This window comes from Streptomyces sp. SID13666, assembly GCF_010548325.1.
Taxonomy (GTDB): domain Bacteria; phylum Actinomycetota; class Actinomycetes; order Streptomycetales; family Streptomycetaceae; genus Actinacidiphila; species Actinacidiphila fildesensis.
The window spans coordinates 179,028-201,736 of sequence record NZ_JAAGLX010000010.1; the positions used below are offsets into that span (position 1 = coordinate 179,028).

18 protein-coding genes and 1 tRNA gene are annotated in these 22,709 nt (G+C 73.6%); 12 read left to right on the forward strand and 7 right to left on the reverse strand.

Annotation, left to right across the window (positions count from 1 at the left end):
- Nucleotides 1-90: 90 nt before the first annotated feature.
- Together lhgO and G3I60_RS16535 are read right to left on the reverse strand one after the other, a co-directional pair.
- Nucleotides 91-1,338 carry an L-2-hydroxyglutarate oxidase gene (gene lhgO, locus G3I60_RS16530; RefSeq protein WP_164607364.1) on the reverse strand — a complete coding sequence of 416 codons (1,248 nt, stop codon included), beginning with the start codon at nucleotides 1,336-1,338 and terminating at the stop codon, nucleotides 91-93.
- Nucleotides 1,339-1,681: 343 nt separating this feature from the next.
- Nucleotides 1,682-3,097, reverse strand: coding sequence for an MFS transporter (locus tag G3I60_RS16535; RefSeq protein ID WP_164607366.1), 1,416 nt, complete (start codon nucleotides 3,095-3,097; stop codon nucleotides 1,682-1,684).
- Between the two features lie 1,318 nt (nucleotides 3,098-4,415).
- Between G3I60_RS16535 and G3I60_RS16540 the strand changes: the two genes are divergently transcribed.
- The 5 genes from G3I60_RS16540 (at nucleotide 4,416) to G3I60_RS16560 (ending at nucleotide 11,310) form a co-directional block, all read left to right on the forward strand.
- Nucleotides 4,416-6,776 (forward strand): asparagine synthase-related protein, encoded by a 2,361-nt coding sequence (locus G3I60_RS16540; RefSeq protein WP_203673071.1) that lies wholly within the window; start codon nucleotides 4,416-4,418, stop codon nucleotides 6,774-6,776.
- A 158-nt stretch (nucleotides 6,777-6,934) separates the two neighbouring features.
- The gene (locus G3I60_RS16545; protein WP_164607368.1) at nucleotides 6,935-8,155 is read left to right on the forward strand and encodes a DNA polymerase III subunit delta'; all 1,221 of its coding nucleotides are present in this window, start codon (nucleotides 6,935-6,937) and stop codon (nucleotides 8,153-8,155) included.
- Nucleotides 8,156-8,347: 192 nt separating this feature from the next.
- Entirely contained in the window at nucleotides 8,348-9,298 is a 951-nt protein-coding gene (locus tag G3I60_RS16550; RefSeq protein ID WP_164295130.1) for a hypothetical protein, read from the forward strand.
- 274 nt (nucleotides 9,299-9,572) lie between these two features.
- Nucleotides 9,573-11,129: an alpha/beta hydrolase gene (locus G3I60_RS16555; RefSeq protein ID WP_164295129.1), complete on the forward strand. Its 1,557-nt coding sequence runs from the start codon at nucleotides 9,573-9,575 to the stop codon at nucleotides 11,127-11,129.
- 104 nt (nucleotides 11,130-11,233) lie between these two features.
- Nucleotides 11,234-11,310, forward strand: a tRNA-Thr gene (locus G3I60_RS16560).
- Between the two features lie 74 nt (nucleotides 11,311-11,384).
- On the opposite strand, the gene G3I60_RS16565 is transcribed toward G3I60_RS16560, so the two are convergent.
- Complete coding sequence (locus G3I60_RS16565; RefSeq protein WP_164295114.1) at nucleotides 11,385-11,990, reverse strand: class F sortase; 606 nt, start codon at nucleotides 11,988-11,990, stop codon at nucleotides 11,385-11,387.
- A 63-nt stretch (nucleotides 11,991-12,053) separates the two neighbouring features.
- Complete coding sequence (locus G3I60_RS16570) at nucleotides 12,054-12,428, reverse strand: LPXTG cell wall anchor domain-containing protein (RefSeq protein ID WP_164295178.1); 375 nt, start codon at nucleotides 12,426-12,428, stop codon at nucleotides 12,054-12,056.
- Between the two features lie 230 nt (nucleotides 12,429-12,658).
- Between G3I60_RS16570 and G3I60_RS16575 the strand changes: the two genes are divergently transcribed.
- Nucleotides 12,659-12,922, forward strand: a complete 264-nt coding sequence (locus G3I60_RS16575) for a hypothetical protein (protein ID WP_164295113.1) — start codon at nucleotides 12,659-12,661, stop codon at nucleotides 12,920-12,922.
- 137 nt (nucleotides 12,923-13,059) lie between these two features.
- On the opposite strand, the gene G3I60_RS16580 is transcribed toward G3I60_RS16575, so the two are convergent.
- Nucleotides 13,060-13,593 carry an Lrp/AsnC family transcriptional regulator gene (locus G3I60_RS16580; RefSeq protein ID WP_203673073.1) on the reverse strand — a complete coding sequence of 178 codons (534 nt, stop codon included), beginning with the start codon at nucleotides 13,591-13,593 and terminating at the stop codon, nucleotides 13,060-13,062.
- An 87-nt stretch (nucleotides 13,594-13,680) separates the two neighbouring features.
- Here G3I60_RS16580 and G3I60_RS16585 point away from each other — a divergent pair, with 87 nt between their 5' ends.
- The 3 genes from G3I60_RS16585 to G3I60_RS16595 all read left to right on the forward strand — a co-directional run bounded on the left by G3I60_RS16585 (nucleotide 13,681) and on the right by G3I60_RS16595 (nucleotide 16,677).
- Nucleotides 13,681-14,649 carry an NAD-dependent epimerase/dehydratase family protein gene (locus tag G3I60_RS16585; RefSeq protein WP_239069894.1) on the forward strand — a complete coding sequence of 323 codons (969 nt, stop codon included), beginning with the start codon at nucleotides 13,681-13,683 and terminating at the stop codon, nucleotides 14,647-14,649.
- 23 nt (nucleotides 14,650-14,672) lie between these two features.
- Nucleotides 14,673-15,584: an aldo/keto reductase gene (locus G3I60_RS16590; RefSeq protein WP_239069895.1), complete on the forward strand. Its 912-nt coding sequence runs from the start codon at nucleotides 14,673-14,675 to the stop codon at nucleotides 15,582-15,584.
- Between the two features lie 115 nt (nucleotides 15,585-15,699).
- Complete coding sequence (locus tag G3I60_RS16595; RefSeq protein WP_203673075.1) at nucleotides 15,700-16,677, forward strand: zinc-binding dehydrogenase; 978 nt, start codon at nucleotides 15,700-15,702, stop codon at nucleotides 16,675-16,677.
- 105 nt (nucleotides 16,678-16,782) lie between these two features.
- On the opposite strand, the gene G3I60_RS16600 is transcribed toward G3I60_RS16595, so the two are convergent.
- Nucleotides 16,783-17,331, reverse strand: a complete 549-nt coding sequence (locus tag G3I60_RS16600; protein WP_239069896.1) for a GNAT family N-acetyltransferase — start codon at nucleotides 17,329-17,331, stop codon at nucleotides 16,783-16,785.
- A 118-nt stretch (nucleotides 17,332-17,449) separates the two neighbouring features.
- Here G3I60_RS16600 and G3I60_RS16605 point away from each other — a divergent pair, with 118 nt between their 5' ends.
- The 3 genes from G3I60_RS16605 to G3I60_RS16615 all read left to right on the forward strand — a co-directional run bounded on the left by G3I60_RS16605 (nucleotide 17,450) and on the right by G3I60_RS16615 (nucleotide 20,119).
- Nucleotides 17,450-18,082: a GtrA family protein gene (locus tag G3I60_RS16605; protein ID WP_164607370.1), complete on the forward strand. Its 633-nt coding sequence runs from the start codon at nucleotides 17,450-17,452 to the stop codon at nucleotides 18,080-18,082.
- A 96-nt stretch (nucleotides 18,083-18,178) separates the two neighbouring features.
- The gene (locus tag G3I60_RS16610) at nucleotides 18,179-18,688 is read left to right on the forward strand and encodes a SigE family RNA polymerase sigma factor (RefSeq protein WP_164295110.1); all 510 of its coding nucleotides are present in this window, start codon (nucleotides 18,179-18,181) and stop codon (nucleotides 18,686-18,688) included.
- A 114-nt stretch (nucleotides 18,689-18,802) separates the two neighbouring features.
- Nucleotides 18,803-20,119 (forward strand): hypothetical protein, encoded by a 1,317-nt coding sequence (locus G3I60_RS16615; protein WP_164295109.1) that lies wholly within the window; start codon nucleotides 18,803-18,805, stop codon nucleotides 20,117-20,119.
- A 45-nt stretch (nucleotides 20,120-20,164) separates the two neighbouring features.
- Here G3I60_RS16615 and G3I60_RS16620 read toward each other — a convergent pair whose 3' ends face one another.
- Entirely contained in the window at nucleotides 20,165-22,708 is a 2,544-nt protein-coding gene (locus G3I60_RS16620; protein WP_164607372.1) for an ABC transporter permease, read from the reverse strand.
- Nucleotide 22,709 lies beyond the last annotated feature (1 nt).

Genomic DNA, 22,709 nt, shown 5'->3' on the forward strand with positions numbered 1-22,709 from the left:
ACGGGCGGGTGGAAGCACCCCCGCCCGGCCGGCGGCGGGGCCGGTCGTCAGCCCCCGGCCCGGCTCGTCCGCCCGCGAGCCCGGACCCGGCTACGCCGCCTGCAGGGTGGCCAGTGCCGACAGGGCCCGGCGGGCCACTTCGCGCCCGATCGGGAGGGACGCCGTCGCGGCCGGCGAGGGCGCGTTGAGGACGTGGACGAAGGGGCCGGAGCCGCCGAACAGGAAGTCGTCGACGAGGGTGCCGTCACGGAGCACCGCCTGGGCGCGGACGCCGGCGGGCGCCGGTATCAGGTCGGACGGGCGGAGCGCGGGCAGCAGGCGCTGCGCGGCGGCGGTGAAGGCGCGTTTGGACAGCGAGCGGTGGATCTCGCCGATCTCGTACCGCCAGTGGCGGCGGGCGATCCGCCACGTGCCGGGGTAGCCGGCGACCTCCGCCATGTCCCGGGCGCGGAACGTGCGGCGGTGGTAGCCCTCGCGGGCCATCGCCGGGACCGCGTTGGGGCCGAGGTGCACCCCGCCGTGCACGTCCCGGGTGAGGTGGACGCCGAGGAAGGGGAAGGCCGGGTCGGGGACCGGGTAGACCAGGCCGCGGACCAGGCCGGTACGGGACGGCTTCAGCTCGTAGTACTCGCCGCGGAAGGGGACGATGCGCATCCCGGGCTCGTCGCCCGCGAGGCGGGCCACGCGGTCGCAGTGCAGGCCCGCGCAGTTCACGAGGGTCTTCGTACGGATCTCACCGGTGGTGGACTCGACGACGATCCCGGCGCCGTGCGCCCCGGAGCCGCGGGTGCGGGTGATCGAGCGGACCTCGGCGCCGTACTGGATCCTGGCGCCCGCGTCGGTGGCGAGCCGGGCCATGGTCGCGGCCACCGCGCCGTAGTCGCAGATGCCGGTGGAGCCGACGTGGATGGCGGCCAGGCCGGCCGCCTGCGGTTCGTACTCCTGGATCTGGGCGGGGCCCAGCTCGCGCACCGAGATGCCGTGCTCCCGGCCGCGCTGGACCAGAGCATGCAGCCGGGGCAGTTCGTCCCGCTCCGTCGCGACGATGAGCTTGCCGGTGATCTCGTGCGCGATGTCGTGCTCCGCGCAGAACTTCGCCATCTCGGCGGAGCCCTGGAGGGCGTAGCGCGCCTTGAGCGACCCCGGGGGGTAGTAGATCCCGCTGTGGATCACTCCGCTGTTGCGGCCGGTCTGGTGCCGGGCCGGGCCGGGCTCCTTCTCCAGGACCGTCACCCGCGTGCCCGGTGCCGCACGGGTCAGCGCGTAGGCCGTGGACAGGCCGACGATGCCCGCCCCGATGACGACGACATCGTTCACATCATCGGCGTACGGTCCCATGCCACCTCCCCGGCTCCGCGCTTCTGACCGGTCGGCCAGTCGCCCCCATCATGGGCCCCCATCATGAGTCCCCTTCATGAAGCCCCCGCGATGACGCCATGAAGTCCTCGACCTGAAGACATCCCCATCATGAACTGGCCCACTGACAATCGTCGCAAACCCTTGCGGGGCAAGGTGTGCGACCCGTGGACGCAGTCCGTGGACCGCACAGGCGGTCCACGGGCGGCTCACGGGTTCGTGAGTTCCCGAACTCACGACGTCTACAGCTACTGCTACAGCTACGACTACAGCTACGACCAGGGCGACAACATCGGTTACGGCTTCGGTTGTGCCTAGGGCGGCATCACGCCGGCGCCGCCAGCAGCGGCCTGGCCCGTTCCCGCAGCTCGACGACCCGCGGTTCGTTGCCGTACGGCTCCAGCCGGTGCAGCAGATCGCGGACGTACTCCGTGGTGCGCGCGGACGAGATGCGGCCGGCGACCTCGACCGCCTTGGTCCCCGCGGCGCAGGCGGCGTCCAGGTTCCCCGACTCGAGTTCGGCGACGGCGGACACGACGAGGCGCAGTCCGTGCGAGCGGACGTACTCCTCCGTGGGCCGGGCCAGCGCCTGTTCGGTGAACCGCTGCACCTGGCGGGGTACCCGCAGGTCGCGGTAGCACTCGGCGGCGTCGGCGGCGAGCCGGTCGTAGGAGTAGAAGCCGAGCCAGGCGGGATCGGCGTCGCCGTCCCGGGAGCGCTCCAGCCAGGACTCGGCCGCCGCGAGGGACGTGGCGCACGCGGCGGCTTCGCCGGCCTTGGCGTGGGCGCGGGCCTCGACGAGCTGGAAGAAGCTCATCGTGCGGGCGGTGGCCAGACCGCGGTTGCGTTCCAGGGCGGCCTGCGCGAGGTCGACGCCCTCGTCGGCGAAGTTCCGGTACGTGGCCTGCAGGGACATCGACGCCAGGACGTAGCCGCCCAGGGGGACGTCGGCCGCCGCGCGGGCCAGCCGCAGGGCCTGGATGTAGTAGCGCTGCGCGGCCTCCTGCTGGCCGGTGTCGAAGGCCATCCAGCCGGCGAGCCGGGTGAGTTCCGCGGTGGCGCCGAAGAGCGAGCGGCCGACCTCGTCGCTGTACGAGCCGAGCAGCAGCGGTGCCGCCTCGACCCGCAGGCATTCGGGGACCATGCCGGAGCGCCAGTCGCCGCCGCCGTACTTCGAGTCCCAGCGGCGGGCGTCGTCCGCGGCCTCGCGCAGCTTCGCCACGTCCGAGTGCCCGACGTGGGCGGTGCCGGGTGCGGGGGCGTCGCGCGCCACCAGGGCGTCGGCGGGGGTGATCAGCCAGCGCGAGGCGGGGGTCACGTACGCGCTGACCGCGAAGGAGCCCGCCAGGCTCTGCCAGATGCCGGCGCCGCCGGGGCCGCGGCGGCCGGCCAGGTCGAGCCGCCACAGGTCGGTGGCGGACTTCACCGCCTCGCCGACGTCGCGCGGGAAGGCGAGCCCGACCTCGGGCGCCGGATCGGCGTCCGCGAGCCCGATCTCGTGCAGCGGGACAGGACGGCCGAGCTTGCTGCCTATGGCCGCGGCGATGAGGTGCGGTGCGGCGCCCTGCGGCACCATGCCCTTGCTGACCCAGCGGGCCACCGAGGTCTTGTCGTAGCGGAGGGTCAGGCCCCGTTGCGCGCCCAGGTCGTTGACCCGGCGGGCGAGGCCCGCGTTACTGATGGCGGCCAGGGCGAGAAGGGTGCCGAGCTTTTCGTTCGGCCCGCGATGTTCCTTGTTCACTGCGGTTCACCTCGCGATGCCGCTGGGGGCAGGCCGGACGGCCTGGTTGTCTCTCGGGGGGTCGGTGCAGACGGGAGCCCGGGTGAGAACCCGGTTCGGTACTCGGTCCGGTCCCGGGTTCGGTACTCGGTCCGGTCCCCGGTTGGGTACTCGTTTCGGTCCCCGGTTCGGCACCCAGATAGGGGACCGAGGGGGGATGCGGGCGAGAACTCGGGCGAGAACGGGGGGCGGCGGAAGCTGCCTCCCGGGAGAGCACAGCATGGCCACTCCTCGTCGGACGCACCGGCCGTACCGGGCGCACCGGGCGCGACGGCCGTTCCCGGCGAGCCGGTCGGGCCGGACGGGCGGGTCGCTCTGATCGGGCCGGATGAGCCTGGGGCATCGGATGAGCCGGAAATGCCAGGTGCACCCGATGAGCCGGGTGGGCGAGGTGCACCGGGTGGGCCGGGCGAGCCGGATGGGCCGGGCGAGCCGGAAGGGCCCGGTGGTCCTGAGGCATCGGGTAAGCCGGGGGTATCGGCGGGGCCGGGGACGCCGGCCGGGCCGGGGGTGCCGGTGGGGCCGGGAACAGCAGCCGGGCCGGGAGTGTCGGACGCGCCGGGGATGCCGGACGCGCCGGTCCGTCCGGACACACGAGGGCCGCGCACGTGGACCACGCTCTTGCCACCCCCTCGACACAAAGAACGGCCGCCCCAGCCCCCTTGTAGAGGCTGTGATGTCTGTGGAGCCCGATTCGGCCAATGTCGAGGACAAACCGGGCCCCGAGATGCCGGGGCGTTCGCTACTCGGGTACACCCAGCGTAGTTCGCCGCATCCCGACCGTTAAGAGGCCTGTCCCGGATGGCGAGATTGCAGCCCCCAAAAAGTGCCCGTGCTCCCGGTATATGTGGCTGTGCGCCCGCCCGTGCGCTCTTTGCCGTCCTGATCAGGAGCGCTTCCATGGACGGGTGGGTCGGCCCGTGGCCTCGACAAGCGGCAATGGCAAGAGACGGCGGGCCAGGGGGCTCCGCCGCCACAATCCCCGCGGGCGGCGGACCGGTCCGGGAGGCGTGCGGACGCCTCCCGGACTGTTGTTTTTATGCGGCGTATGTCCCGTATATGGGCCCGCTCGACCACGCATCCGGCGACCGGCATATCAACTCCGGCATGTGCCAGCCACTTTGGCGTGAAACCGACGTTTGGCTTCACGCGGACGACCCGGCGCTCCTCCCTGCGCCCATGCGCCTCCTTGTGCGCCGTGCCATGGCAGCATGTTCCTCAGGCGGAGCGGCAGTTCGCATGCCGCACAGCCAGTGGTCCACAGCCTGTGGAGGCGGCGATGCGGTGGTTGGTGGGGTGGAGCAGTGCCGCCGCGGGGTCACTCCCGGGCACTAAGGCCCGTACGGTCCTCCCGGTTGGCGCGCAACTTCTGTGGGGCGACCCGGATCCGCTGTGGGCGGTCGGTGACTGGCGTGCTGACGAAGTCCGCGTGATCCACGCCGACCCGGCCGGCGCCTCCTACCAGGGCGGCAGCAGCTATTCCGGTTCGGGATCCAGCTCGGGTTCCGGGTCCGGGTCCGGTTCCGGCGCGGCCTACGGGAGCGGGTACGGCAGCGGCTCCGGAAGCTACGGGGACGGGAACAACGGGTACGGGAACAACGGCTACAGCGGCAACAGCAGCCGCGGAGCCTCCAGTTACCAGAGCGCCAACGGCTACGGCGACAGCAACGGCAGTACCTACGGCGGCGGTCACGGCAGCGGCTACGGCAGCAGCCACCCCGCCATCGCCCGGATCGCCATCCTCGGCCGCTGCCACGCGAGCGACGCCCAGCTGCGCGTCGGCCTCTTCGCCGCCCGCGGGGGCGCCCTGCGCCACCTCACCGCATGGCCCGGCAGCTACACCGCCGTACTCCAACTCGGGCGCCGCATCACGATCCTGGGCGATCTCGCTGGCGCCCGGCCGGTCTTCCACACCCGCTGGGCGGGCGGTACGGCCTTCGCGACGGCCGCTCTCCCGCTCGCGGACCTCACCGAGGCGGGGCTGGACGTCACCCACCTCGCCGCCACCCTCGCCTGCCCGGACTCGCCCGAGGCACTCGGCGACGGGACGCCGTACATCGGCGTCCGGCGGGTGCCGCCGGGCCACGCCCTCATCCTGCGCGACGGCGTCCCCGAGATCAGCGGCTACGAGGCGACCGCGTCGCTCGCCGTCGGCAACCAGACCTCCGCCGCCGACACCGAGGCGGCGATCACCGGGGTCCGCGACGCCCTCGTCGACGCCGTACGGGCCCGGCTCGCCCAGCCGCGCTTCATCCCCGAGGCCGGCGAGGCACCGTCCCCCGGCATCGGCGCGGACCTGTCCGGAGGCAGCGCCTCCGCCACTCTCGCGCTGCTCGCCGCCGGACTGCCCGGCATGCCCGGCACCCCGCTCGGCCACGGGTCCTCGGCCGGGCAGCGGCTGCTGGCCGTCACCTTCAACGATCTGGCGGGCGGCGGACTGCAGTCCCGCGACGCCGAACTCGAACGGGCCAGGGCCATGGCCGCCGACCCCCGGCTGCACCACGTAGTGGTGCCGGGCGGCACCGAGGCGCTCCCGTACGCCGACCTCGGCTCGGGCCCGCTCACCGACGAGCCAGGACCGTCCCTCATCACCGCGGAACGGCACCGCCGCCGGCTCGCCGCGGGCGGCGCCGACCACCTCGTGGGGCACGGCGCCCGCCAGGTCCTCGACGCGCACCCGGCACGCCTCGCCGACCTGCTCCTGGACCGGCACCGCCGGCACATGCTGCGTCCGGTGGCCGCGCTCGCCACGGCGGACGGCCCGACCGGCCGCTCCGTCCTCGTCCCCTTCACCGTCTACCGCGCCGCCCGGCGGCTGGCCCGTACGCCTTACCAGCAGGGCGTGCAGGACGCCGCGGCCCGGCTGTTGCGGCGCGACTTCGGCTACGGCTCCGGCTCGTCCGCGGCCTCCGGCAACGGCTTCGGTCCCGGCTCGAGCTCCGGTGACACAGGTCCTGGCGCCGCGCTCAACGCTTCCCTCGCCGCGCTGGCCTGGCCGGGGCCGGGCCCGGCCGCCCGCTGGCTCACCGGCGAGGCCCTCGCCGAAGTATCGGTTCGCCTCCAGGAGGCGGCCGCCCGGCCCGGACCGGTGGAACGTCCGGGCGACCGGCGCGCGCGGGCCGCGCTGGCTCGGCACGCCGCCGACCACCGCGTCTTCGAGCAAGCCGTCGAGGTGCGCAGCCAGCGGCTGCACGCCCCGTTCCTCGACAACCAGGTCGTCCGCGCCTGCCGGGCGCTGCCCGAGGCGCTGCGCGTGCAGCCCGGGGCGCGGGTCTCGGTGCTGCGGGCGGTCCTGGCCGGCTCCGGGATCCGGGAGCTGCCGCCGGGCTGGGGCGCCAACTCCCACGTCTCGACCGCCGCTGCGTTCCGCACCGGGCTGCGGTCCTCCGTCGACGACCTCATCGAGCTGTTCGACACACCGCTGCTCGCCGACGCCGGGCTCGTCGAGGCCCGCGTCGTCCGCCAGGCCCTGCGGGCCGCCGCCGACGGGGAGGCGCTCCCGCTGGACGGGCTCGGCGAGCTCGTCGCGACGGAGGTCTGGCTCCGCCGACTGCTGGCCCGCCGCGGATCCTGCTGGACCGGGGCGGACGCTCCGGAGCAGCGCGCTGTGGCGGGCGGGGTGCGCCGGCTCACGATGTGAGCGGTAGTGCGGTTACACGATGTGAGCGGTAGGGCGGTCCGGGGTCGGCCGATGGGAGGCGATCCGTTGTCAGTGCGATGCCCGACAATGGTGTGCAGGTCCGATGGCATGCGATGGCAACGGGCGATGGAGCGAACGGCGACCGCAGAGGACTCGTAATGGCGGTGTGGGACGACCTGGTCGGCCAGGACGCGGTGACGGCGCAGCTGTCCGCGGCCGCGCGGGATGCCGATGCCCTGGTGACGGCCACGTCGGCGGGCGCGAAGGGCGCGGCGCTGCCGACCGCGTCCAAGATGACGCACGCCTGGCTGTTCACCGGCCCGCCCGGCTCCGGCCGCTCCACCGCGGCCCGCGCCTTCGCGGCGGCCCTGCAGTGCACGAGCCCGGACCGGGCGCTGGGCGGGGCACCGGGCTGCGGGTTCTGCGACGGCTGCCACACCACGCTGATCGGGACGCACGCGGATGTCGAGATCGTCCGGACGGATCTGCTGTCGATCGGCGTGAAGGACACCCGTGACCTGGTGCGGCGGGCCGCCATGTCGCCGGCGGGCGGCCGGTGGCAGGTGATCGTCCTGGAGGACGCCGACCGCCTCACCGAAGGTGCGGGGAACGTGCTGCTGAAGGCGGTCGAGGAGCCCGCGCCCCGGACCGTCTGGCTGCTGTGCGCGCCCTCGGTCGAGGACGCGCTGCCGACCATCCGCTCCCGGTGCCGGCTGCTGAGCCTGCGGACCCCGTCCGTGGAAGCGGTCGCCGACATCCTGGTGCGGCGGGACGGGATCGACCCCGAGCTGGCCGCGACGGTCGCCAGGGCGACGCAGGGCCACATCGGCCGGGCCCGCCGGCTCGCCACCGACGAGCAGGCGCGGGCGCGGCGGGCGACCGTGCTGCGGGTACCGCTGCGGGTGGACGACGTGGGCGGGTGTCTGAAGGCCGCGCAGGAACTGGTGGACGCGGCCTCGGACGACGCCAAGCAGGTCGCCGTGGACGTGGACGGCAAGGAGACCGAGGAGCTGCGGGCCGCGCTCGGGGCGTCGGCGGGCGCCGGCAGCCGGATGCCGCGCGGCACGGCGGGCGCCATGAAGGACCTGGCTGACCGCCAGAAGCGCCGATCGACCCGTACCCAGCGGGACACGCTCGACCTGGCCCTCATCGACCTGGCCGGCTTCTACCGGGACGTGCTCGCGGTGCAGGTCGGCTCGAAGGTCGGCATCGCGAACGTCGAGGCGCGCGACGCGATCGAGCGCATCGCGGCGTCCTCCCGTCCGGAGAACTCGCTGCGCCGGATCGAGTCGATCCTGGCCTGCAGGCAGGCACTGGAACGAAACGTCGCGCCGCTGCTGGCGGTGGAGGCGATGACGCTGTCGCTGCGGGCGGGCTGACGGGGGCGGGCCGACGGGGCTTTCGCCCTCCTCGGCCCGCTGTCGTCACCTCGGCGTCTTTGGTGCCTTTGGGTGATCAACGGCAGGGACCCGTAACGCCGACCGCCCACCCGGCGTGCCGCGTTGCAGGCTGCAGACAGTGCCGCCGGAGCCCACCCGGGGGCCGTAGTCGTCCCCGAGGTGGTCCGTACCGTGGCTGATGCCGTCCTGTTCACTCTGCTCTTCCTCACCACTGCCGCCGCCGTGGCACTCGTGCGCTCCGCGCTGCGCTACTGGTGGTCGGAACGGTCCGGCCGCGTCTACGAGTTGGCGCAGGACCGCACCGGTACGGCGCTGCGCGCCGCCGCCGCGGGCGTGGCCGTCCTGGCGGTGGTCGCCGTCGCCGTGCCGCTGTTGTCACCGGGAGGTGGCGGGGGCACGGTGACGGCCGCCGCCCGTACGGCGGTGGACCTCCGGGTGCCCGCGCCTCCCCGGCCGCCCGCCCGCGCGGCCGCACCGCCCGCGTCCGGGTCCGCGGCGCCCCGTACGATCTCCCGCCCGGCGGGCGGCGTCCTGCAGGAGCTCGCCGATGGCACACGCGTCTGGACGCCACAGCAGTACGCGTACCCCCGCGCCGCGAAGGTCTCCTTCCCCGTGGTGGTCGCGGAGGTCGGCGCCGGGGACCAGGAGCTCTACGCGGGCTTCGCCGCCCAGGTCCAGCGGCGCCTGGCGGACCCGTTCCTGCTCGTGATCCCGCGCACCTGCGGCGGCGCGGGACCCGATCTCGACGCGGTCGCCCGGCACTACCGCACCCTGACGACCCGGTCGGCGCGCGCGATCCTGGGCGTCGGCGACCGTGCGGCGTGCGCGGTCCGCGAGGCGTTCGCCCACCCCGACCGCTACCGCGCGGTCGCCGGGATCTCCGGCCGGTACGAGGGCGTCGCCGTCCCGCCCCCGTCCCCGGCGGGCCGGCGCCCCGCGCTCCTCATCGCCTCCGGCTCCGGCGAGAGCGCCTCCCGCGACTCGGCCCTCAGGTTCCGCACGGCGCTGCGCCCCCGCGCCGACGAGGTACGCGTCATCGACGGCGTGAGCGGCCGCCGCGAACTCTTCGCCCGCGTCGCCGGCTACCTGACGGAAAAGGTCGACGGCCCGAAGCACCCGTAGCGGGAGCGCACCACCCGGCGCAGGCACCCCGCGAGACCCCTGGCCCCGGACACCCGCCCGGACACCCGCCGGGACACCCGCCCGGACACCCGCCCGGACACCCGCCGGGACACTCACCCGGACCCAGCCGCTCACCCGGACCCAGCCACTCGATCAACCCTCAAACGGCCCACAAAAAGCCTACAAATAGCCCATGGGCGGGCGGCGGAGCCCGCCTCCACCCCACCAGGACGGATACGCTCCCCCTCACCCGACGGGAGGACCCGAGCCGCCGATGTACTCCAAGAGCCCGCTCCGTATCCCCGCCATCGCCCTCGCGGTGGCAGGCCTGCTCCTCTCCGGATGCAGCAGCGGGGGCCCGGGCCACAGCGCCGCCGCCTCCACCACCGCCAGCTCGCTCGGCCCGCTCCCGTCGGCCGGCGACGCGAGCCTGGCGCCGTACTACACGCAGAAGCTGAACTGGCACTCGTGCGGCGTCCCCGGCTTCGAGTGCGCCACGATGAAGGCCCCGCTGGACTACGCGCACCCCGTCGCGGCCGACGATCTGAAGCTCGCCGTCGCCCGCAAGAAGGCGGCGGGCCCCGGCGCGCGCCTCGGCTCGCTCCTGGTCAACCCCGGCGGTCCCGGCGGCTCGGCCATCGACTACCTGCAGTACGCGGCGCTCGGCTACCCCGCACCGGTCACCGCCCGCTACGACATGGCCGCCATCGACCCGCGCGGCGTCGCCCGCAGCGAGCCCGTCGAGTGCCTCACCGACGCGCAGATGGACGCCTTCACCGCCGTCGACACGACCCCCGACGACGCCGCCGAGACCGGCAAGCTCGTCACCGCCGACACGGGGTTCGCGGCCGGCTGCGCGAAGCGCTCCGCCAAGCTCCTCGGCCATGTCTCCACGGTCGAATCGGCCCGTGACATGGACGTCCTGCGGGCCCTGCTCGGCGACGACAAGCTCACCTACGTCGGCAAGTCCTACGGCACCTTCCTCGGTGCCACCTACGCCGGACTGTTCCCGCAGCGCGTCGGCCGGCTGGTCCTCGACGGCGCGATGGACCCCTCGGTCTCCGCCCTCGACAGCAGCCGCACCCAGGCCGGCGGCTTCGAGACCGCCTTCACCGCCTTCGCGAACGACTGCATCAAGCACACCGACTGCGCCCTGGGCACGAAGAGCGCCGACGACGCCGGGCACCGCCTCGACGAACTCTTCCGCTCCCTCGACGCCAAGCCACTCCCCACCGGCCAGGCCCGCCCGCTCACCGAGGCGCTCGGCACCACCGGCGTGATCTCCGCCATGTACGACGAGGGCTCCTGGCCGACGCTCCGCGCCGCCCTGGCCAAGGCCCAGCAGGGCGACGGCGCCGGCCTCCTCAAGCTCTCCGACGAGTACTACGAGCGCGACAGCAGCGGCAAGTACTCGAACCTCATGTTCGCCAACGCCGCCGTCAACTGCCTCGACCTCCCCCCGGCGCTCTCCTCCCCGGCCGACGTCGAGCGCGCCCTCCCGTCCTTCCGCTCCACCTCCCCGCACTTCGGCACGGGCCTGGCCTGGGCCAGCCTGATCTGCGGCTACTGGACGGTCCCGGCCACCGGCAAGCCCCAGCGCATCGAAGCCAAGGGCGCGGCCCCGATCCTCGTCGTCGGCACCATCCGCGACCCCGCCACCCCGTACTCCTGGGCCGAGTCCCTCGCCTCCCAGCTCTCCTCCGGCCACCTCCTCACCTACAACGGCGACGGCCACACCGCCTACGGCCGCGGTTCCGACTGCATCGACACCGCCGTGAACCTCTACCTCCTCGAAGGCACCACCCCGCCCAAGAACAAAAAGTGCGACTGACCCGCTGACCTGCATTTCCGCCCGATCCACCCCTGCACGGAGCACCCCCAACAACCCTGTAGACTTGGCGCCGCTGCTCCCGCCACACTGGCCGAGCGCAGCATGCCGCCTTAGCTCAGTTGGCCAGAGCAACGCACTCGTAATGCGTAGGTCTCGGGTTCGAATCCCGAAGGCGGCCCCACGTAAGGAAGTCCCGGTCAGCTTGCTGACCGGGACTTCTTCGTTCTGCGGCGGGGCGGTGTCGGGCGTCGGGGCTCAGGTCAGGGTTGCGTAGACGATGAGGTTGTCGACGGGGTGGCCCTGGGGGTCTATCGAGCCGTCGCAGGTGATCAGGCGGAGGGTGGGGGTCGGGGTGGGGGCGTAGACCTGTTGGGTGGGGAAGGTCTTCTTGTTCACCGTCTGGGTGGTGGTGACGGTGAAGTGGACGGTCTTTCCGTCGGCGCCGCGGACGGCGATGTCGGCGCCCTTCTTGATCTTCGCGAGATCGTGGAAGACGGCCTTGCCGTACCGGGTGCTGTTGTGGCCGATGACGACGGAGGAGCCGCGCCGGCCGGGTACCGCGCTGTTCGTGTACCAGCCGGCGGTCATGCCCTGGTCCGGCGGCGGGACTTGAACCGTCTGGTCGGCGTTGAGGCCGAGCCGTAGGAGGGAGCTGTCCACGCCGATGGAGGGGATCACCACGCGAGTGGGGTCACCGGGGGTGCTGGGCGCCGTCGCGGGGGGCGGGGTCGATGCGCCGGGGGCGGGTGCGTCCGGGGCGGTGGCGGAGGGGGAGCCCGACGAGCAGGCGGCCAGGGTGGTGAGGGTCAGCGCGATGAGCGGGGCTCGCAGGGCGCGCGCCGGGTTCGGGATGCGGGCCATGGGTGTCCTTATAAGGGGGTGGTGCGCCGCCCGGTCGGGCGGCGCACCACGTGGATCGGAGGATCAGCCGTCGTGGCGGGCTGCCCGGCGGCGCACGATGACGAAACCGGCACCCGCGAGTGCGGCGGCCGCGGCGGCCGAGCCGGCGATGGTGGCGTTGCTCGTGCCCGTGCTCCCGGCCGGCTGCTCGCCGGCGGCGACGCCGCCGCGCGGCATCGGGGCGGCGGTCGGCTGGGCGGCGCCGGTGCGGGTGCCGCCGGGGGCGCTCACGGACGGGGTGGGCCGGGGGACGTCGGTGGCCGCGCCGGGGGTGGCGGAGGGGGCGGGGGTGGGCTTGGCGCTCGCGTCCGCGGCGAACGCTCCGGTGGCCGGGAGCAGCACCGTGCCGGCGATGACTGCGGTGACGGCGGCGGTGCGCAGGGTGCGGAGGTAGGACATGGTGGTGCCTTCCGTTGACGGGGGTCGATCGGTGTCGGAGCGGCCGCCGCGTCCGGCGCTCGCCGCGTCCGGCGGCTGCCGCGCGGCGGCCGGCATGATCGACAGGCTGGCAGGCACCTGTGAAGAAGTTGTCAGAGCGCTGTGGTCGGGGGATCAGGGCCCCGGACGGCTCCGCCCGGCGTGCGGAAGACGGCGCGGGCGCTCAGGCTGGATGTATGGCGATCAATCGGATGACTGAGCACGGAATCGACATCGACACGCGGACGCTCGCGGTGGGCGTGGCCGTTACCGGGGTCGCGGCGGTGCTGGGGCTGGCCGGGACGGTCATGATCGGCGTCACGCTGCTGAACGCAGGACGCGGATACGTCCGTCACATGGAGGTGCCGCCGTCCGAGCTGGCGGCCCGCGCCTTCCGGCAGGCGAAGGTGGCTTCGCAGGCCGCCACCCACGCCGGGGCCGACGCCTGGCGGTCAGCGGACGGCTCCTCCTCCTGACCGGGTGAGCCTCGATCGTGGCGCGCCTCTTTCCTGGCGCGCTGCTCACCAAGTGGTGCTCTCTGACGTGGTGCCCTCCGGCGTGGTGCTCTCCGGCGTGGTGCTCCCTGACGTGCTGCTCTCTGACGCGCTGCTCTCTAACGTGCTGTGCCGGTGCGGTCGATCGGGGTGATGACCTTCCGTTCGACCGGGGAGGACAGCACGATCGATGTCGTGGTGCGGCCGAGGGCCGAGATCTGTTCGAGCATCTCCTCGAGGTGCGAGGTGTCGGCCACGGCGACCTTGAGGATCCAGCAGTCCTCGCCGACGACGTGGTGCACCTCCAGGACCTCGGGGCGTGCCATCAGTTCCAGCGTCCTGGGGTGACGCAGCGTGTAGCCGCCGTGCGGGGAGACCCGGACGAAGGCGAGCATGGCGTAGCCGAGCCGGTCCGGTGCGACCACCGCGGAGTAGCCGGTGATGATGCCGTTGCTCTCCAGCCGGCGGATCCGTTCCGCCACGGCGGCCGGGCTGAGGCTCACCCGGCGGCCCAGCTCACTGAGAGTGATGCGGCCCTCGGTCTGGACGAGTTCGAGCAGCCGCGTGTCGACGCTGTCGAGGGCCACCGAGGAATCGTGGGCGAGGCCCCGCAGATGGCGTGGTTCTTTCGGCAGCGCCGCTGAATCTCCCATGATCTCCCCTTCAGATGCTGGGTCGAGACGGTAACACTTGAGCCCAGTGGCGGGGGTGTCCTGCCTGGTGGGAAAGGTTCTGAGGGAATGAGCGACTCCACGGGGGGCGTCCTGCGCGACGTCTGTGTCATCGGTGGCAGCCGGTACTTCGGCAAGCGGCTGATGCTGCGGCTGCGCGACGAGGGGGTCAACGTCACGGTCATCAACCGCGGCTCGTCACCGGCGCCGCCCGGCGTCACGCATCTCGTCGCGGACCGTGACGACGAGGCGGCGCTCGAAGCCGCGCTGGGTGACCGGCACTTCGATGTCGTCATCGACCAGGTCTGCTACACACCGCGACAGGCGGCCATCGCCAAGCGCGTCTTCCGCGACCGCACCACGCGCTACGTCATGACGTCCACGATGGAGGTCTATGACCCGGCGACCTTTGACGGCTCGCCCCATCCCCATCGTCCGGTCGGCGAGGGCGCGGTGGATCCAGGAACGTGGCCGGTCGACCTCGAACTCCCCTGGGGGGAGGAGGCGTTCAGGGAGCAGCTCGGCGACGCCCGGCATTACGCCGAGGGCAAGCGGCAGGCGGAGGCGGTGTTCAGCCAGGACCCGGCGTTCGCGTTCGTCTCCGTGCGCAGCGCGCATGTGCTGGGCGGCGGCGCGGAGGAGTTCACCGGGCGGCTGGACCACTACGTGGACCGGGTCCGTACGGGACGGCCGGTCGTCGTTCACGCCGAGGAGCACCCCTCCACGTTCATCCATGACCGCGAGATCGCCGAGTTCCTGTTCTGGGCGGCCGGCGCCGACTTCACCGGGCCGGTCAACGCCAACTCGCACGGTGAGCTGAGCGCCACGGAGCTGAGCGAGCTGGTCGCGGCACAACTCGGTTCGGAACGGCCGACGTTCACGCGTACAGGATCCCGGGCGGGCGACGACGTGTCGCCGTTCTCGTTCGACCGCTACTACGCGATGGACAACTCGCGGGCCACCGAGCTGGGTTTCCCGTTCTCGACCACTTCGGAGTGGCTGCCCGGCGCCATCGCCGAGACGGGAGTCCAGGAATGACAGAAATGACAGGGATGACAGGGATGACAGCGATGAGCGGCAGCAACGCGCGCCGGATCCGTGACGTCACCGTCGGTCCGGTCGGCCTCGGGGCCATGCCGCTGTCCATCGAGCGGCGGCCGGACGAGGCCAGAGCCTTCGCCACGGTCCACGCGGCGCTCGACGCGGGGGTGACGCTCATCGACACGGCCGACTCCTACCACTGGCACGCGGACGAGCGGGGGCACAACGAGGAGCTGATCGCCCGCGCCATCGCCGCCTACGGCGGTGACACGTCGGACGTCCTCGTCGCGACCAAGGGGGGCCGCGGGCGGCCCGGCGACGGTTCGTGGACCGTCGACGGCACCCCGGAGCATCTGAAGCGGGCCTGCGAGGAGTCGCTGAGGCGGCTCGGCGGCGAGGCGATCGGGCTGTACCAGCTCCACAAGCCGGACCCCCGGGTCCCGTTCGCCGAATCCGTGGGCGCGCTGCGGGAGTTGCTCGATGCGGGCACGATCCGGATGGTGGGCGTCTCCAACGTGGACGCCGGTCAGATCCGGCAGGCCGACGAGATCCTCGGCGGACGGCTGGCCTCGGTGCAGAACGAGTACTCGCCCGCAGTCCGCGACAGTGCGGCCGAGCTGCGGCTGTGCGACGAGCTCGGGATCGCCTTCCTGCCCTGGAGCCCGCTCGGCGGCATCTCCCGGAGCTCGCTCGACGCCCCGCCGACGGCCGGCTCCAGGACCCCCGCCCCGCCCTTCGCCGCCTTCCACGAGGTCGCACGGGATCACGGGGTCAGCCCGCAGCGGATCACTCTCGCGTGGCTGCTGGCGAAGTCCCCGGTCGTCGTCCCCATCCCGGGCGCCAGCAGGCCCGGGACGATCCGTGACTCGGCGGCGGCCGGCGACGTGACGCTCACCGCCGATGAGTTCGTACGGCTCGACGCGGTCCGGTGATCCGCGCACCCCGCCCCACGCCCCGCCTCGCACCCGGGCGCCCCTTGACATGAACTTAGGTTCACGTCTGAGACTGCTCCGTGGACGGAACAGCAGGTGGCGGACGCGGGGAGTGATGGGTGTGCGAGCAGTACAGGTGACGCGGTTCGGCGGTCCCGAGGTGCTGGTGACGGTGCAACTGCCGGATCCGGTCGCCGGTCCCGGTGAGGTGGTCGTGGGGGTGGAGGCCGCCGACGTGATCCTCTTCGAGGCGCGGATCCGCGAGGGCCTGGCCCAGGACTTCATGCCGGTGCGGCCGCCGTACGTGCCGGGAGGCGCGGTGGCCGGGCGGGTGCTCTCCGTCGGCGAGGGCGTCGAGCCCGGCTGGATCGGCCGGTCCGTCGCCGTCCATGTCGGTGACCGCGGGGGGTACGCCGAGCGGGCCCTGGCGCCCGCGGCCGCGCTGATCCCCGTACCCGACGGGCTCCGCCCGCGCGAGGCCGCCGCGCTGCTCCACGACGGCACCACCGCGCTGGGCCTGGCGGACGCCGCCCGCACGCAGCCGGGGGAGTGGGTCCTGGTCACCGGGGCCGGCGGCGGGCTGGGCATCCTCATGGTGCAGCTGGCCCTGGCGGCGGGGGAACGGGTCGTGGCGGCCGCTCGCGGCCAGCAGAAGCTGGACCTGCTGCGCGAACTGGGTGCCCACGCCGTCGTCGACTACTCGCTGCCGGGCTGGGAGGAGCGGGTGCGCGGGGCGACCGGCGGTGCGGGTCCCGACATGGTGTACGACGGCGTCGGCGGGGAGCTCGGGCTGGCCGCGTTCGAACTGACCGCCCGCGGCGGCCAGTTCTCCGCGCACGGCGCGGCCGCCGGCGGCTTCGCGCCCGTCGACCCGGAGGAGGCGCGCCGGCGCGAGGTGACCGTACGCGGAATCGAGCAGGTGCAGTTCGCGCAGGACATCGCCCGTCGGCTGCTGAAGCGTGCGCTGTCGGAGGCCGCGGCGGGACGGATCAGGCCCGTCATCGGGCAGACGTTCCCGCTGGAGCGTGCCGCCGACGCGCACCGGGCGATGGAGGCCCGCGACGTCGTCGGGAAGACCCTGCTGCTGCCGTGACGACGGTCCGGCAGCCGGACTCTCCCCGACGCACGGGTCCCTGCCGCTACGCCAGTCCCTCTGCCCCCTCTGCCCCCTCTGTCCGCTCCGCCACCCCCGGCTCCGCTAATCCGCGAGGCTGCGGCTCCACGATTCCAGCACCGTCAACACATGGTCGTGCCGGCGATGGACCTCACCGTTCTTCGACCAGCCCCACTCCCGGTACGCGGCCAGCGCCGGCACGTTCGGCGTCTCCACCAGCACGGATGCCACGGCCGCGTCGCTGCGCGACAGCAGCATGTCCTGCAGCCGGCCCGCGACCCCGAGACGGCGGTGGGAGGGGAGCACCAGCAGCTCGACGACGCCGAAGACCTGGCCGGACGCGGTGTGCTCCTCCAGGTCCTGCGGGACCCCACCGACGAATCCCTGCCACCACTCGCCGCCGCGATCGGGAGGAAAGCCGTATGCGAAGCCCACGAGCGCAGGGTCGCCGGCGATCGTCATATCGAATCCGGGGTGCTGCACATGCTCCGCGAAGCGCCGCAGAAAGCTCTGCCGGCTGTGGAACTCCTCGCCTTGGGCGCCGGGGTAGGACTCGACGTAGAGGTCCGCGAAGGCCTCCCTTTGCGCCTCGGCCTGCCACCGGCTCAGACGCCGTAGAAACACCTCTGTCATGCATTCCTCCTGCGATCACACCCATCGTGACAGCTCGGCGGGCACCGTGTCAGCGGGCGGTCAGTGACCGGTCAGCGGAAGTCAGCGCGCTGTCAGTGGCGTACGGGAGTCTTGGAACATGAAGACCACGGGGAGCATCGAGCGGAGCACCGACCACCCAACCGGCAGGACCGGGCCGATCGCGGCCTTCGTGCGGTTCGTCGTGTGCGGCGGGGGCGTGGGGCTGCTGTCCAGCGCCGTCATGCTGCTGCTGTCGGGCCCGCTGCCCCTGGTGGTCGCCAACGCGCTGGTGACCGTCGCCTCCACCCTGCTGGCCACCGAGCTGCACGGCCGCTTCACCTTCCGGGCCGGTCGGGCCCAGCTGAGCGACCACATCAAGTCCGGTGCCACCGCGGCGATCTGCTACCTGTTCACCACCGCCGCGCTGCTCGTGCTGCACGCGGTGCACCCGAACCCGGGTCCGCTGCTGGAGCAGAGCGTGTACCTGTCGGCCTCCGGCCTCGCCGGTGTCGGCCGCTTCGTCGCCCTGCGGGTCATCGTCTTCGCCAAGGGCGGCGCCAAGGCGGCCGACGCACCGACGGCCATCGCGGCTGCCACCCCGGTCACCGCGCCGGTCAGCACTCCGGCCACCACCCCGATCGCCGCTCCGTCCGTCGCCCCGTCCGTCGCTCCGGCCCCGGCCCTCGCCCCGGCGCTCGCCCCGGCCGTCGCCTCGGCGCTCGGCCAGGGATCGGTGGCGGTCGCCGCGTAGCGGGCCGTCGGGAACCTTGCGGAAATCCTCCCGGGCCGTGAAACATTCAGGCACCTCTGGCGCGTCAATGAGGTGTACACGGCGAATGGGGGGTGGATGCGGCAGACGCAGGAGGACGGCTATCTGGACTTCGCCGCCAACCGCGCGGGGCACCTCTTCCGTTCGGCATGCCTGCTGACCAGCGGTGACACTCATCTCGCCGAGGATCTCGTCCAGGAGACCCTCGGCCGGATGTTTGTGGTCTGGGGGCGGGCCTCCAAGATCGACAACCCGGCCGGGTACGCGCAGACCGTCCTGGTGCGGGTCTTCCTCTCGCACCAGCGGCGCCGCAGCAACCGCGAACGCCCGACCCCCGACCTGCCGGACGTGCCGGGTGAGACGGGCGTCGACACGACGCTGCGGTTGACGCTCCTCGACGCGCTCGGCCGGCTGGCGCCCAAGGACCGGGCGGTGCTGGTGCTGCGGTACTGGGAGGACCGCAGCATCGAGGAGACCGCCGACGCGATGCGCGCTTCGTCCAGCTCCGTGCGGACGCGTTCCGTCAGGGCGTTGGCGAAGCTGCGGGAACTGCTCGGCGGCTCCCTTGCCGAATTCGCCGCGAACTGACGCCACCCATTTCCCACTTCCACCGATCCCCATGCCTACGCCCCCACGCCTACGCCCCCACGCCGCTCGCCCCACGCCCCCCACGCCATACGCCATACGAAACGGTGGTTCCCCATGCCCTTCGACCCCTTCGCGCCCTCGGACCCCTTCGAGGATGATCTCGGCCAAGCCATACGGGGTACCGCCGGCACCTTCTTCACCGACAACAGGGCGCTGGTGGACGGTGGTGCGGCCCGCGGCCGGGTGATGCGGCTGCGCCGCAGGGCCGCGGTCGCGGGCGGTGCGGCGACGCTCACGCTGGTCGCCGTCGGGGGGCTGATGGCGGGCGGGATGTCGGGTTCGGCCGGACACCACGTCGCGGAGGACCCGGCCGCGCAGGGCGGACCGCGCTCGGTCGCTGTCGCGTCGGGCGAGCGGGTCACCGCGCAGCACATGATCAACCTGCTCAAGTCGGCGCTGCCACCGGGCGTGACCACCGGTGAGCAGGGACGCGGTACCGGAGCCGAAGGGACCGGCGACCCGATCGGCGCCCCGTACGCGGAGGTCGTCTACGACGACGGACACGGCCCCGGTCTGGTCAGCGTCAGCCTGAACCACGCACCTTCGGGGCAGGGCGTGGGCCCCGGTGCCGGTACCCGGTGCCCGGACCGCGTGTACGTGCCGTTCGACTCGTGCGACCGGTCCGTGCTCGCCGACGGCTCCGTACTCGTCCTGCTCAAGGGGTACGAGTACCCGGACCACCGGGTGAACACCAAGAACTGGCGGGCCACCCTGACCACCCGTGACGGCCAGGTCGTCGACGCCATGGAGTGGAACTCCCCGGCGGAGAAGGGCGCCCCGGACACCCGGCCCGACCCGCCGCTGACCGCCGCGCAGCTGACCGCGGTGGTGAACATGACGATCTGGAAGCCGGTGTTCGACGCCCTCGGCCCGTCCAAGGCCCCGGCCGGCCAGGCCACCCGGTCCCCGGCCGAGCCGCCCACCCTCGCCGAGGCGAGCTCCTCGGTGCCGGGCCCCGCGATCAGCGCCGTTCTCAAGGGGCTGATCCCGGCCGGTATGAAGCGCAGTGACGCGGACGACTCGGAGGGCTTCGCCCATGTGACCGTGGACGACGGGCACGGCAGGACCCTGATCGAGGTGAACGTGGAGCACTGGCCGGTCAAGGACCCCGACACCCTGGCGTTCTTCTCGGGCGGCGAGAAGCTCGCCGACGGCACCCGGGTGCTGGTCTCCCAGGGGTCGGCGGAGAAGGGCGGTGCCGGGGCCGTGCGGTGGGTCGCCCAGATCCTGCGCCCCAACGGCCGGCGGATCGTCGTCGCCGAGCTGAACGCGGGCGGCTACCACCAGCCCGCCACCCGGACCGCGCCGGTGTTCACCATCGACCGTCTCAAGTCGATGGCGCTGAGCCCCGATTGGAAGAAGCTGGACTGAGCCCGGGTGGCGTGCCTGGATGGTGTGCCCCGGCGCTGTCGTCCGCTACTCCCGCCCTCCCACCAGCCCGACCGCCCGCCCCCGCAGGGCCAGGCGGGCCGGGATCACCGCGGCGGGCACGGCGAGCAGGGCGCAGACGGCCACCGCGGCGCCGGTGGCCGTCCAGGGGATGACGACCGGGGACGACGGTACGGACAGCGCGGCCAGTGCGGCTTTGACGCCCAGCAGGTTCAGGGCGGCGACGCCGGCGCCCAGGGTCGTGCCCACCGCGACGATGAGCAGGGCCTCGGCGGCCACCAGGCGCAGCACCTGGCCCAGGGTGGCCCCGGCGAGGCGCAGTACGGCGAGGTCACGGACGCGGTCGGCGGTCGCCATCACCAGGGTGTTGGCCAGCGCGATGCACGAGTAGAGCAGGGCTATACCGAGCACCAGCAGAGTGCCGATCCGGGTCTGCCTGCTGGTGGCCGGGTAACTCACCGCGAGCCACTGCTCCTTGCTCAGCACGTGCCCGCCGCCGGGCGCCACGGCGGCCCGGAGCGCGGCTGCCGCGGCTGCCGCCCGGCCCGCGTCCGTCCCTGCACGGCCCGCGTCCGTCCCCGCCCTGCCCGCGTCCGTCCCCGCCCGGAGCCGGACGTCGATCCGGTCGGGGGCCGCGCCCGGCGCGTTGAGCGGGGTGACGTAGGCGCCGTTGCCGCCCGTGCCGGTGCGCAGCACGGCGGCGATACGGAGTGACGTCCGCCGGCCGTCGCCGAGCCAGACGTCCACCTGGCTGCCGACGGTGTGCTGGGGCCACTCCTCGTTGACGACGATGCTCCGGTCGTCGAGATCGGTGACCTTTCCTGCGGTCGCCGGGAGGTTCGTCACGGCGGCGAGGGCGGCCGCGTCGACGGCGCGGGCCTCGTCCTTGACCAGCGCCACTCCGTCCTCCAGCCGGTACACGGTGGTCGGCGCGATGGCGGCCGCGTCGAGTCCGGGCAGTGCGCGGACCCGTGCGACGGTCGCCGGGTCGAGGCCGCCGGCATCCGACGTCACGACGAAGTCGGCCGCCGACTGCGCGCGCGTCTCCGCCGCCTTGGCGGCGTTGACGGTCGCGGTGACCCCGAGCAGGGACCCGGCCAGGGCGACGGTGATCAGTACGGGCGCGGCGACGGACGCCGTACGCCGCACCCCGGCCAGCACGTTCTCCCGTACAAGCCGGCCGGCGACGCCCGGCAGCCGGGCGGGCAGCCAGGCCAGCGCCTTCGTCAGCGGCCCCACCACAACGGGTGCGAGCAGCGCGAACGCCGTGATCAGCAGCATCGGTTGGGTGGTGTACGTCTTGCGGTGCAGCGCGTCGGACGGATCGGTGAGCACCTGCCGGACGAGCAGGCCGAGGCCGAGCAGCAGCAGTCCGCCGCCGGCCACCCAGCGCCCGGCCGTCATGGTGCGGCGGTCGACCGAGGCCTCGCGCAGCGCCTCCATCGGACCCACGCGCCCGGCCCGGCGGCTCGCCGCCCAGGCGCCCGCGAGCGCGACGCCGAGCCCCGTCCCGAAGGCCGTCCAGTACGGCCACGCGTCGCCGCCGATCGCGAACCAGGACGGTGCGATGTCGGCGTCCACCAGCCACGCCGCCAGCCTTGGCGCCCCGAACCGTCCCAGGACGCAGCCGGCCGCCGAGGCCACCGCGCCCACCACCGCGGCCTCGACGATCACCAGCCGCCGGAGCTGCCGCGGCGCGGCACCGGCCGCCCGCAGCAGGGCGAACTCCCGCCGCCGCTGCGCCACGGCGAAGGCGAACGTCGACGCGACGACGAACACCGACACGAACCCGGTGACCCCGCCGGCCGTTCCCAGCAGGGCGTTCACCGTCGTCAGCGCCTCGCTGTCGCGGTCCGGGTCGGGATCGGCCCGGCGCCGGTCGTCGCCGGTGAGGACGTCCAGGTCCCCGGGCGCGGAGGCCCGTACGGCGGCCGGGTCCGCGTACACCACGACCGTGTCGATCCGGGGCGCCAGCCGCGCCGCCTCCGCGTCCGTGAAGAACACCGCGTGCTCGAAACCCGCGTGCTCGAAACCCGCGTCCGGAGCGGCCCCGACGACGGTACCTACGACCGTCCGGCCCGCGCTGACACCGTCCGGGGTGTGCAGCATGACTCGGGCGCCCGGTGCGGCCCAGCCGCCCGTCGTCACGATCTCGCCGGGGGTCGCGGGCGCGCGGCCGGAGGTGAGCCGGTACGGGGTGAAGGCCGCCGCCGACCAGGCGTGGCCGACCGTGCCGGCCGGGGCGCCGTCCGCACGTACCGGGAACGTACGGTCCTGGACGGTGCGCCCGAGCCGGGCCAGCGCGGCGGCGGTGGCCGCCGGGACCGGCCGGGGGCGGTCGAGCCGCTTCTCGCGCACCCCGTGCGCGGTGGTGACCCGCAGCGTGTCCGTGCCGCGCACGACCACCGGGGCCGCCGCGAACCGTTCGGGCGCCCGGTGCGGGGCATCGAGGGTGGCGGCCAGCGCCAGGCCCATCGTGGCGATCAGGCCGACGCCCAGCGCGAGGGCGACGAAGCTGCCGGCGAAGGTGGCCCAGCGGGCGCGGAGGGTGCGCAGCGCGATGTTCAGCATG